The 11,468-nt window shown below is 50.6% G+C and carries 9 protein-coding genes and 2 pseudogenes; 5 read left to right on the forward strand and 6 right to left on the reverse strand.

Annotated elements, in window-relative coordinates; translation table 11 throughout:
• Positions 1 to 127: 127 nt before the first annotated feature.
• The 6 genes and pseudogenes from O71_RS14330 to dapF all read right to left on the reverse strand — a co-directional run bounded on the left by O71_RS14330 (position 128) and on the right by dapF (position 7,663).
• Positions 128 to 1,328, reverse strand: a pseudogene (locus tag O71_RS14330) (M20 family metallopeptidase).
• A 120-nt stretch (positions 1,329 to 1,448) separates the two neighbouring features.
• On the reverse strand, positions 1,449 to 1,961 hold the full coding sequence (locus O71_RS14335) for a sporulation protein (protein WP_155800923.1): 513 nt from the start codon (positions 1,959 to 1,961) through the stop codon (positions 1,449 to 1,451).
• On the reverse strand, positions 1,945 to 2,616 hold the full coding sequence (gene deoC / locus O71_RS14340; RefSeq protein ID WP_007658030.1) for a deoxyribose-phosphate aldolase: 672 nt from the start codon (positions 2,614 to 2,616) through the stop codon (positions 1,945 to 1,947). The genes O71_RS14335 and deoC overlap by 17 nt, the downstream gene beginning before the upstream one ends.
• A 137-nt stretch (positions 2,617 to 2,753) precedes the next feature.
• Positions 2,754 to 6,118, reverse strand: a pseudogene (gene secA / locus O71_RS26860) (preprotein translocase subunit SecA).
• 238 nt (positions 6,119 to 6,356) lie between these two features.
• Entirely contained in the window at positions 6,357 to 6,875 is a 519-nt protein-coding gene (locus O71_RS14350) for a GNAT family N-acetyltransferase (RefSeq protein WP_007658031.1), read from the reverse strand.
• Positions 6,876 to 6,877: 2 nt separating this feature from the next.
• Entirely contained in the window at positions 6,878 to 7,663 is a 786-nt protein-coding gene (dapF, locus tag O71_RS14355; protein WP_007658032.1) for a diaminopimelate epimerase, read from the reverse strand.
• A 101-nt stretch (positions 7,664 to 7,764) separates the two neighbouring features.
• Between dapF and O71_RS14360 the strand changes: the two genes are divergently transcribed.
• The 5 genes from O71_RS14360 (at position 7,765) to O71_RS21875 (ending at position 11,451) form a co-directional block, all read left to right on the forward strand.
• A complete protein-coding gene (locus O71_RS14360) occupies positions 7,765 to 8,655 on the forward strand; it encodes a class I SAM-dependent methyltransferase (RefSeq protein ID WP_007658033.1) in 891 nt (296 codons plus the stop codon).
• A 90-nt stretch (positions 8,656 to 8,745) separates the two neighbouring features.
• Positions 8,746 to 9,609 (forward strand): hypothetical protein, encoded by an 864-nt coding sequence (locus O71_RS14365; RefSeq protein ID WP_007658034.1) that lies wholly within the window; start codon positions 8,746 to 8,748, stop codon positions 9,607 to 9,609.
• Positions 9,610 to 9,669: 60 nt separating this feature from the next.
• Positions 9,670 to 10,623, forward strand: a complete 954-nt coding sequence (locus tag O71_RS14370; protein ID WP_007658035.1) for a Ppx/GppA phosphatase — start codon at positions 9,670 to 9,672, stop codon at positions 10,621 to 10,623.
• Positions 10,624 to 10,655: 32 nt separating this feature from the next.
• Complete coding sequence (locus tag O71_RS21870) at positions 10,656 to 11,105, forward strand: DUF5602 domain-containing protein (RefSeq protein ID WP_051017775.1); 450 nt, start codon at positions 10,656 to 10,658, stop codon at positions 11,103 to 11,105.
• Between the two features lie 4 nt (positions 11,106 to 11,109).
• Complete coding sequence (locus tag O71_RS21875; RefSeq protein ID WP_051017776.1) at positions 11,110 to 11,451, forward strand: hypothetical protein; 342 nt, start codon at positions 11,110 to 11,112, stop codon at positions 11,449 to 11,451.
• Positions 11,452 to 11,468: the final 17 nt, after the last annotated feature.

Raw genomic sequence — 11,468 nt, forward strand, 5'->3', positions numbered from 1 at the left:
TCGCCGAGGCCATAGCTCAGTTGCAACTCAGGCCAGATGGCAGTTGGTGCCTTTATTTTGCTTTGGGCGTTGCTTAGAAGCGGCAGCACTGCCAATGCGAGTATCAGGTATAGCTTTCTCATAAATATTATCGGTTTTCAGCTGCCAGTTCCTGCACGGCAATCCAGGCCATCAGGCCGATGCTGGTTTCCAGTGCTGCTTCGTCAATGTCAAATGTCGGGGTATGCACACCCGAAGTAATGCCACGGTCCTCATTGCGAGTACCCAATCGGTAGAAGCAGGCGGCCACTTCCTGCGAGTAATAGGCAAAGTCCTCGGCTCCCATCCAAAGGTCCAAATCCACTACATTGTCAGCTCCCAGGTATAGCGCTGCTGCCTCACGGGCACGCCCGGTCAGATCAGGGTCATTCTTCAGGAAAGGGTAGCCAAACTTAATGTCGATGTCGCAGCTGCCGCCCATGCTTTCGCAAAGTCCCTCGGCCAGTTTGCGTATACGGCGGTGCGCCTCTTTGCGCCATACCTCATCCATGGTCCGGAAAGTGCCTTCTACCTTCACCTCATTCGGAATCACATTAGTAGCTCCCAAGGCCTCTACTTTTCCGAAAGAAAGCACTGTTGGTACCTTAGGACTGGCATGGCGGCTCACGATCTGCTGCAGGGCCACGATCAGGTGCGATGTGATCAACACCGGGTCCACATTGAGCTCTGGCAGGGCCGCGTGACCGCCCTTGCCTTTCACGGTGATGTAAATCTCGTCGGCGCTGGCCATGTACATACCTGACCTGAAACCGACCTTGCCGGCCGGTAGCATCGGGAACACGTGCTGACCAATTATACCTGTCGGAGCCGGTTGCTGCAGCACTCCCTCTTTGATCATGATGGAGGCGCCTCCCGGAAACTTCTCCTCTCCCGGCTGAAACACCAGCTTCACTGTGCCTTCAAACTCGTTGCGCAGCTCCTGCAGAATGCGGGCAGCTCCCAGCAAAGAAGCCGTGTGCACATCATGCCCGCAGGCATGCATCACGCCCTCATGCTTTGATTTGTAAGTCTACGGCATTCTGTTCTGTGATCGGCAGTGCATCCAGGTCGGCACGCAGGGCAATGGTTTTATTTTCCGGCTTACGGCCTTTGATAAGCGTAACCACTCCGGTGTTAGCCATGCGGGTAGTTTCCAGCCCATAGCTTTCCAGCACCTGCTCCACGTAGGCAGCCGTATTGTGCTCTTCAAAGGAAAGCTCCGGGTTGGCGTGCAGGTGCCGGCGTATACCTACCGTGTCCTGGGTATAGGTTGTGGCCAGCTCTTTTATTTTCTGTGCTAATTGATTCATGTATGTAATAGGGCAACAGGCCCTTGACGGACCTGGTATCTGCTGTCAAATATAAAAAGAAAAACGTTGCAGCCGCCTGAGCAACTGCAACGCTGTATACCTGTAGCGGGTCGCTATACCTTAGTTTTTAGGTATGTTGATCTGCTCCTGCACAATGTGGGCGTTAGGTATAAGATCACTGATCTGGTTGAGCACCTGCTGCGCCTCCATGCGTGTAAAATAGTCGCCTATTTTTAGTCTGAAGTTTGGCTGCTGGTAAGTCAGGTAGTCTTTCTCCTCCGGCACGCGGGCGATGATTGCTTTGCGCAGGTCCATCACCGTCTGGCGCTCCGAGCCGTTGTAGGCCAATATGCGGTAACCCTGCGCATAGCGTATGTTCTTATTCACACTGGCTACACTATCCATCAATACGGCTACCTTGGCATTCGCATGGTTAGTCGGTTCTACTCTGGCAGCTGCCGGGGCATTGGCCGCATCGGCCGGGTAGGTCGGGCGGTATACGCTGATGTCATCCACTACGCGGGCACTGGTAGTGGTTCTGTCAGGTGAACTTGTGCGGGCCTCTGCTGAAGGCTTGCAGGCCGATGACACCAGCAGGGCCATGATAAATAGGAAACTAAGCGCTCTGTTCATGCTTTACAATTTGGATACTGGCAGAGCAACCTAAGCGGTCGGCTCCCGCCTCAATTAACGCCACGGCATCGGCGTATGTTTTAATGCCTCCAGAGGCTTTAATTTTGATGTGGCTCGGCAGTACACGGCGCATCAGCTGAATATCCTCTACCCGGGCACCTCCCGAAGCAAAGCCTGTCGAGGTTTTCACAAAGTCTACACCGGCTGCGGCACATATCTCACAGGCTTTGGAGATCTCGTCCTGCGAAAGCAAAGCCGTCTCGATGATCACTTTCAGCTCCGCCTCTTTCAGATGGCAGAAGTTCGCCAGGTCGCTCAGCTCATTCTGTATCTCGCTATACCTGCCAGACTTAAAGAACGACACGTTCATTACCACATCAATTTCATTTGCGCCGTCTGCTATGGCTTGGTGAGTCTCCAGAAACTTTACTTTCGGATGCTGATAACCTAACGGAAAGCCCACCACCGTGGCCACTTTCACTCTTGCGCCTGGCCCCAGTCGCTCGGCAGCAGCCTGCACATAGCACGGTGGCACACACACTGCCGCGAAACCGTAGCTGCGGGCCTCGTCACACAATTGCATCACCTGCTCAGCTGTCGCATCAGGTCGCAAAATAGTGTGGTCTATATAAGTAGCAAGATCTTCTCCTGACATAATTCTTGACAAAAGATGTTTTAAACAAAGACAAAGGATATAATGCCTGGGCATTGCACCCGTTCTTATATCCTTTGCTTTCAGATGATCATGTAAAAGAATAGCCGCCAGACTTTTCAGAAGGCGGCTATCTGGGATTAGTCTTCAATCAGTACGCAGCGGTTCTGGAGCAAATCCTCCTCTACCGTTTTGAATTTCACGTCCTTGAGCACACGGCCATCATTGTACTGCACGCTTACACGGTCGTTGCGACCGGCCACTTTTTGAGAGTGTGCGGGCATGATCTTCTCCGGTTCCGGAGCGTGCATCGGGCTGCTGTTATGCTCCAGCGACGAGTGCACTTCCTCTTTCTGCTCGTGCAACACTGGCGGCTTTGGCATTTGTGGCGCACGTGGCTCCTGCACCTGCTCTGGTGCCTGCACTGGTATGTAGGCGTGGAACAGGAAGGATACCGTCTCTTCGTTCACTTTGCCGATCATTCGCTTGAACAGCTCAAACGACTCAAACTTGTAGATCAAGAGCGGGTCTTTCTGCTCGTACACGGCGTTCTGCACTACCTGCTTCAGGTCGTCCATCTGGCGCAGGTGGTCGGTCCAGGCCTGGTCGATCGTACCCAGCGTAATTACTTTTTCCATCGCACGAATCAACTCCATGGCATGGCTTTCATACGTCTTGGTCAGATTTGCCACGGCGGCTAACTGGCGTTTGCCGTCTGTGAATGGCACCGCTACGTTCTCGATCATTGGTCCACGGTTCAGATGGATGTTCTCGATGATTGGGTAAGCCTGTTCGGCTGTTTGCTTGTTTTTCGTCAGGTAATGGTTCAACGCCTCGTTGTACAGTCGCTCTACCAGTTGGTTGGCCTGCACAGACTTGAACTCATCTTCTGTAATAGCAGTGTTGATACCGAATACACGGATGATGTTCAGCTGGAAGTTGTCGTAGTCAGCGGTGTTTTTGTAGTTCACCACCATGTCTTCGCTGATATCATAGATCATGTTCCAGATATCGAGCTCCAGACGCTCGCCGTATAGAGCGTTGCGGCGGCGCTTGTACACCACTTCACGCTGTGCGTTCATCACATCGTCGTACTCAAGCAGGCGCTTACGCTGTCCGAAGTTGTTTTCTTCCACCTTCTTCTGCGCACGCTCAATTGAGTTTGTGATCATGGAGTGCTGAATCACCTCGCCTTCTTCCAGACCCATGCGGTCCATCAGACGGGCAATACGGTCAGAACCGAACAGACGCATCAGGTTATCCTCCAGGGACACAAAGAACTGCGAAGAACCCGGGTCACCCTGACGACCTGCACGACCGCGCAACTGGCGGTCCACACGGCGAGACTCGTGGCGCTCCGTACCGATGATGGCCAGACCACCGGAAGCCTTCGACTCCGGCGTCAGCTTAATGTCTGTACCACGACCGGCCATGTTTGTCGCGATGGTTACCGTACCCGGCTTACCAGCTTCCGCCACAATCTCGGCTTCCTTCTGGTGCATTTTGGCGTTCAGTACCTGGTGCTTGATCTTGCGAAGCGTCAGCATACGGCTCAGGAGCTCCGAGATCTCTACCGAAGTTGTACCTACCAGCACCGGGCGACCTTTCTCAGTAAGCTCTACGATCTCATCAGCTACGGCATTGTATTTCTCACGCGTGGTCTTGTATACCTTATCGTGCTCATCTTTTCTCTGGATAGGACGGTTGGTAGGAATCACTACCACGTCCAGTTTGTAGATGTCCCAGAATTCACCGGCCTCTGTCTCGGCTGTACCTGTCATACCTGACAGCTTGTGGTACATACGGAAATAGTTCTGCAGCGTAACGGTGGCGTAAGTCTGTGTAGCATCTTCTACCTTCACATTCTCTTTGGCTTCGATGGCCTGGTGCAGACCGTCAGAATAACGGCGACCTTCCATCACACGACCTGTCTGCTCATCTACGATCTTCACCTTGTTGTCCGGCGTCACGATATACTCGGTATCCTTCTCGAACAAGGTATAGGCCTTGAGCAACTGGTTGATGGTATGCACACGCTTCGACTTCTCCTGGAAATCAGCGATCAGTTTTTCTTTTGCGTGCAGCAACTCCTCTTCGTTGAGCGACTTGTCGTTCTCGATGTTGGCGATCTCTGTACCGATATCCGGCAGGATGAACAGCTGTGGATCTTCACCCTGACCAGTGATCAGGTCGATACCTTTCTCAGTCAGCTCGATCTGGTTATGCTTCTCGTCAATGGTGAAGTAAAGCGGCTCATCGGCCTCCGGCATCATACGGGAGTTATCCTGCAGGTAGTAGTTTTCTACCTTCTGCATGATGGCGCGGTTACCGTCTCACTGAGGAATTTGATCAGCGGCTTGCTCTTTGGCAGGCCACGGTAGGCACGGAACAAAGCCAGACCACCATCCTGCGTGTTTCCCTCCTTGATCAGGCGCTTGGCCTCCGTCAGAAAGTTCATCACTACTTTGCGCTGGGCATCAACCAGGGTAGCGATGCGTGGCTTCAGCTGATAGAACTCGTGTTCGTCGCCACGTGGCACCGGACCGGAAATAATCAGTGGCGTACGGGCATCGTCGATCAACACGGAGTCTACCTCATCGACCATGGCGTAGTGGTGCTTGCGCTGCACAAGGTCTTTTGTCTCGCGTGACATGTTGTCGCGCAGGTAGTCAAAGCCAAATTCGTTGTTGGTACCGTAGGTGATATCAGCACGGTAGGCGTTGCGGCGGGCCTCAGAGTTAGGCTGGTGCTTGTCGATACAGTCAATCGTGATGCCGTGGAATTCAAACAAAGGCGCCATCCACTCAGAGTCACGACGGGCGAGGTAGTCGTTCACGGTTACCACGTGCACACCGCGCTTCGAAAGGGCATTCAGGAAGGCAGGCAGCGTCGCTACCAATGTTTTACCCTCACCTGTGGCCATCTCAGCAATTTTACCCTGGTGCAGCACGATACCACCGATCAACTGCACATCATAGTGCAGCATTTCCCAAGTGATCTCGTTGCCGGCAGCCATCCACTTGTTTGCCCAAATGGCTTTGTCACCGTCGATCTGCACATTTGGCTTACGAGCTGACAGTTCGCGGTCCATGTCGTTGGCGGTTACTACCAGCTGACCGTTCTCTTTCCAGCGGCGGGCAGTTTCTTTTACAATGGCAAAACCAACAGGCAGTACCTCCATCAGCACTACCTCTAGTTCTTTGTTGCGCTCCTTCTCCAGCTCATCGATTTCAGAGAAAATGTTCTCCTTCTGCACAATGTTCAGTTCCGGCTCGTCGGCCACACGCTTGTGCAGCGCGGCTATTTTCTCGTCGGTAGGCTTCAGGCGCTCATCAATAATGCCTTTGATCTCGATTGTTTTCTGACGAAGCTGGTCGTCGGTGAGGCTGTTGAGCTTTGCGTACTCCTCGTTAATTTTGGATACGTAAGGCACTACCTCCTTTATATCTCTGTCGGACTTGGTTCCGAATAGTTTCGCAACGGTTTTACCGAAAAAATCAAACATCTGTATTTGTTATTCTTAAATGAAATCCTGCGTTTGCAATATCGTCAAAAATAAGCTGTTTTTCTGATATATCTAAGGCAATGCACCAAAACAATACCAGAATGACAGCCGCATGGCGTTTCTGCCATATTTGCCGATAGGCTATACTTATTTTCTCAACAAAGCTCAGGCAGTGTAAATTCCTGTGTCAGAAAGGGAAAGTAGTAAGTTGGTTTGTGGCATTGTGACAGGATGGGGATTAAAACACCCGCTGCATCTCCACCACATCATCCCAATTCCCATCGGATTTGCGAAGCCATTCGCGGCGGACGCCTACTTCCTCGAAGCCGGCGTTTTTGAAAAGCTTAAGGCTGGTGTGGTTGCTGGCGGTGATGCTGCAGTATACCTGGTGCAGTTGTAGGGTGTGCTGGCAGTAACCAAGCAAGAGATTGAGCGCCTCGGAAGCATGGCCTTGGCCGCGGTGAGGAGCCGAAACGACGATACCTATACCTGCGCGACGGTGCAGTGGGTCGAAGTCGAAGAGGTCGATGGCGCCGATGGGGTCTAGTTTATGGTTGCAGATAACCAGGCGGAGCTGCTTGACAGTGTATATGTCGAGGGCGGCATTTTCGAGGTACTGCTCCAGCACAAATTTAGAGTAAGGCGTAAGCGTGTTGCCAACATGCCACGTGGAGATATCGTTCTCTAAGGTATAGAGAAAATCCAGGTCGGTCGGTTCAAGAGCCCGTAGGTAGGTATGTTCGGAGCGAAGAAACATGGTTATACCTTCTCCGGCACCGGCACTGTACCTGTGAACACCAGCTTGGCGGGGCCGATCAGGTAGATGTAGCGGAAGCCCATGCCGTCCTGCTCAAAAGCTACTTTCAGGTTTCCACCAGGAGTTTTCACAGAAACGGGGCTTTCCATACCTGTCAATCCGGCTATAAGCGCGCAAGCCGTTACGCCAGTACCGCAAGACAAGGTTTCGTCTTCCACGCCACGTTCGTAGGTGCGTACATAAATGCTGTTATCCGACAGGCGCTGCACAAAGTTCACATTTGTGCCTACTGCGTTGAAGCGGGGACTATACCTGACAAGACGGCCTTCAGCATACACATCCAGGTTATCGATATTCTCCACGAAACGAACATAATGCGGCGATCCGGTATTGAGATAGAAATCATCTTCGATGCGCTCTACTCCTACCACATCAGTCATCTTCAGCTGAATTTCTTCCCGCTCGATCGTGGCTTGGTGCTCGCCATCGGCAGCCAGGAAATAGGCTACGTCTTCAATCACGCCCAACTGCTTGGCAAAGCGCACGGTGCAGCGGGCACCGTTTCCGCACATAGATCCCAGTCGACCATCGGCATTGTAATACACCATCTCGAAGTCGTAGTCGTCGTGGTTCTGCAGCAGGATCAGTCCATCTGCGCCTATACCTGTACGGCGGTTACAAAGGCTTTTGATCAGTTGCTCGTCAGTTGCCGGGAAGGTCAGTTTCCGGTTGTCGATCATCACGAAATCGTTGCCAGTACCCTGGTATTTGTAAAAGCTAAGTGCCATATAGTAGAAACAATTAAACCAGCTCTTGCGTGCAATTTTCAGGCACGGCATATAATTCGTAATTTGCCAACCTTACACAGCCGGATATAAACAGCAAATATATGTATTCCTTTTTAACAACAGAAAACTGGTCTGACTACGAACTCATTGACTCAGGTAATTTTGAAAAGCTGGAGCGCTTTGGCCAGTACTACGTGGCCCGTCCCGAGCCACAGGCCATCTGGGACAAGCACCTGCCTGAGTCGGAGTGGCAGCGTATGGCCAATGCCGTGTTCACCCGCGACAAAGGCAGCCAGGAAAAGGGCCAGTGGAAACTCAAAAAAGGAATGCCGGAGCAGTGGTACATCGATTACCAGTACAGCGATCTGAAACTGCGCTTCCGTTTGGGCCTGTCTTCGTTCAAGCACGTGGGCCTGTTTCCGGAGCAGGACAGCAACTGGAAATTCATCTACAACAAGACCCGCTCACTGAAGACTAAAACGCCAAAGGTGCTCAACATGTTCGCCTATACCGGTGCCGCCACCCTGGCTGCCAAAGCCGCCGGAGCCGACGTAACGCACCTCGACTCGGTGAAGCAGGTGAACTTCTGGGCCCGCGACAACATGGAGGCCAGCGGCCTCGACAATGTGCGCTGGATCGTAGAAGACGCCATGAAATATGCCCGTCGTGAAGTGAAGCGCGGCAACACTTACAACGGCATCATCCTGGACCCGCCCGCCTACGGCCGCGGTCCGAACGGAGAGAAATGGCAGCTGGAGAACGAGCTGAACGAACTCATCAAACTCTGCCACCAGATGCTTGACAAAACCGACTACTTTTTAGTGATCAACCTCTACTCTCTCGGCTTTTCAGCTCTGATTCTGGACAACCTGATGCGTCTGACGTTTGGGGAGCAGATTAAGAATGCAGAACTGGGTGAGATATACCTGCATGACCGTGGGGAAAGGAAGTTGCCGTTGGGGACTTTCTTTAGGTTTAGTTCGGAGGGGTAGGTAGTAGCTTGAATTTATTTTATAATCCACTGTTCAGCAGTCTAAATTCAACCAAATCTTAGCAACAGCTAAGTAAATTCTTAAAAGTAAATGGGACGAAAAATGGGGATGTTATTAATGGCAATCGGAGTGTTATGTTTCATAACAGGATTTATATTCTATTCTAAATCGAAGAACTCTACTGATACAGCAAACCAATTTGTTGAGAAAGGTAGCGTGATTAATCCTTCAACAGATGAAAGCGACGTCCCACCTTCTACTTCTATAGCAGGCACAGATAACTCATTAAGCTCCTCCAATTCTAGCAATTCTTCCACTAACTCAAATGAGCTAGCTAGGATTATTGATATGGCTATAGCTGACGGTGTGCTTACTCCTAACGAGCGAAGTCTTATTAAAGAAATCGCAAACTCAAATAACCTCGATTATGATGCTATCATACAAGATGTTGAGAAAAGGATTGTGGAATCAGGAGTATCAGAGACTGAGATTATAGATGTTAATAAAAGGAGCGGCGATGATTTTGAAAAATATGTTGTGCAGAAATTCGACAGAGGATTTTTCAAAATCAAAGAATGGGCAGGTGACAAATATGTCAATGGCAGGTATGCTCAAACAACTCAGCATCCCGACTTGCTTTTAGAATTTCAGATGAAAGGCCAAACATTTGAATTTGCAGTTGAATGTAAATGGAAAAGTAATTTTTATAAGCGGGGAATCGAATTTGCAACGCCTGAGCAATTTAAAAGATACCAAAGCTTCCAAAGCGAAAAGAATATACCTGTTTTTATTGCCATAGGTGTTAAGGGTACAGGGAATGATCCAGAAGAGCTTTTTATAGTACCCTTGAAAGAAATTGATTCAAACTTCATTCCTCTTACAATACTTAATAAATATAAAAGGTATTCAGGTAAAAACTTTTTCTTTGACACTGAAACAGGAGAGTTGAAATAGCGTCAGTTAACTAAATTTTTAATTCCGTAATTCCTTATTATTAATCGTTTTCCTCCCCCTATGACCAAACGCCTCGCACTCATCGACATGGGCACCAACACCTTTCATCTCCTTATCACGGAGGTAGATGCGAATGGTAACCGCACGGACTTTGTGAAAACCAAGTTGCCGGTGCGGCTTGGGCAGGGCGGTATCAGCAAAGGCACCATTGCGCCGGAAGCGTACGAGCGGGCGATGAAAACACTGAAGGATTTCCGCAGACAGATTGATGAATACAATGTAGAGACAGTACGGGCTATGGCGACGAGTATGGTGCGCAACGCCAGCAACGGCGAAGACTTCATCAAAGACATTTACAAGCAGACCGACATTCAGGTAGAGATAATTGACGGCGACCGAGAAGCTGAGCTGATCTACTACGGTGTGTGCTCGGCCGGCGTGTTGGATGAACAGACCTCCCTGATCATGGATATTGGCGGGGGTAGCGTAGAGTTTATTCTTTGCAACAAGCAGGAGATCTTCTGGAAGCAAAGCTTTGAAGTGGGTGCCCAGCGCCTGATGGACAGGTTCTTCACAGCCGACCCTATACCTGACGCGCAGGTAGCCGCCGAGAAACAATTTCTGGCAGAGCAACTGCAGCCGCTCACTGAGGCTGTAGAAACGTATAAGCCTGCCCGACTGGTAGGTGCGTCCGGCACTTTTGATACCCTCTGCGACATCGATGCGCTGAACCGTGGCGACAATACCCGACAGCTTTCGCAGCCTGCCACTTCTGCATTGCAGATCTCCGACTTTTACAAGATATACCAGGAACTCCTGCACAAAACCCACGACGAACGCCTGGCTATACCGGGTATGCTGGAGATGCGGGTTGATATGATCGTGCTGGCGAGTATACTGGTGGATTTCGTGTTGGAGACCTATCAACTGAAAGAGATTAGGGTGTCGGCTTATGCCTTAAAAGAAGGGGTACTGCAGAAGGTGCTGCAGGAAGAGGGCTTCAACAACGCTTAAACAAGAACGCATCCCAGATTATACTTATCACAATGGTTCCTGAACGATTATTCCAGATCAGCTTCATGCTTTCGTTGGTCATGCTGTTCTCCGGCTGCGACGACTATGACGATAAAACTTCACCTTTGGCTAACCAGACTATACATGGCAAGACCATACATGTAGGAGAAGGTACTGCTTACAGTTGGGCCACGTTTGATGAAGCCGGTAATCCCGCTGCTGTAGGTGTACGCTTCTCGGAACAAGCCGTTAATACGCTCCCTCAACAAGACAACTCCGAAGGACACGGGCACATGATCTATTACGAGATGGAGCTGCCGCAAGAGATCATGCAGCAGACACCTTTCAAGCATATCGTGATGGATTGGAACCCGATGGGGCACCCGCCTGCCTTGTACGAACTGCCTCACTTCGATGCGCATTTTTACATTGATCTCGTCGGCAGAGCGCAAGGCAATCGGCGACGAAGTGAGCGATCCTAAACTAATGATAGAACCTGCTCCACGCTACCTGCCAGCAGACTATATTGATGTGCAGGTGAACGTACCGCAAATGGGCAAGCACTGGGTAGACCGGCATAGCCCTGAGTTGAATGGCGAGAAGTTTACCCAGACCATGATCTATGGCTCTTATGATGGCCGCGTCATCTTTTTTGAGCCCATGTACACGGTGGAGTACCTGCAGTCGAAGCCTGATGATACTTTTGATCTGAAGCAGCCGGAAGAGTTTCAGCAAAAAGGCCTCTACTACCCTACCCGCTACGGCTTCTATTATGATGCAGATAAGAAGGAATATGTGATCTGGCTAGATAACATGCAGCTGAAATAAGATGCTATACCTACTTA

The sequence above is a fragment of the Pontibacter sp. BAB1700 genome, assembly GCF_000277005.1.
GTDB classification, from domain to species: Bacteria; Bacteroidota; Bacteroidia; order Cytophagales; family Hymenobacteraceae; genus Pontibacter; species Pontibacter lucknowensis.

Coding starts and splice junctions, on each gene's coding strand:
- dapF (WP_007658032.1), bottom strand. CDS start 7,663: ATGGCACTTAGCTTTTACAAATACCAGGGTACTGGCAACGATTTCGTG.
- O71_RS21870 (WP_051017775.1), top strand. CDS start 10,656: ATGGTTCCTGAACGATTATTCCAGATCAGCTTCATGCTTTCGTTGGTC.
- deoC (WP_007658030.1), bottom strand. CDS start 2,616: ATGTCAGGAGAAGATCTTGCTACTTATATAGACCACACTATTTTGCGA.
- O71_RS21875 (WP_051017776.1), top strand. CDS start 11,110: ATGATAGAACCTGCTCCACGCTACCTGCCAGCAGACTATATTGATGTG.
- O71_RS14335 (WP_155800923.1), bottom strand. CDS start 1,961: ATGAACAGAGCGCTTAGTTTCCTATTTATCATGGCCCTGCTGGTGTCA.
- O71_RS14365 (WP_007658034.1), top strand. CDS start 8,746: ATGGGACGAAAAATGGGGATGTTATTAATGGCAATCGGAGTGTTATGT.
- O71_RS14360 (WP_007658033.1), top strand. CDS start 7,765: ATGTATTCCTTTTTAACAACAGAAAACTGGTCTGACTACGAACTCATT.
- O71_RS14370 (WP_007658035.1), top strand. CDS start 9,670: ATGACCAAACGCCTCGCACTCATCGACATGGGCACCAACACCTTTCAT.
- O71_RS14350 (WP_007658031.1), bottom strand. CDS start 6,875: ATGTTTCTTCGCTCCGAACATACCTACCTACGGGCTCTTGAACCGACC.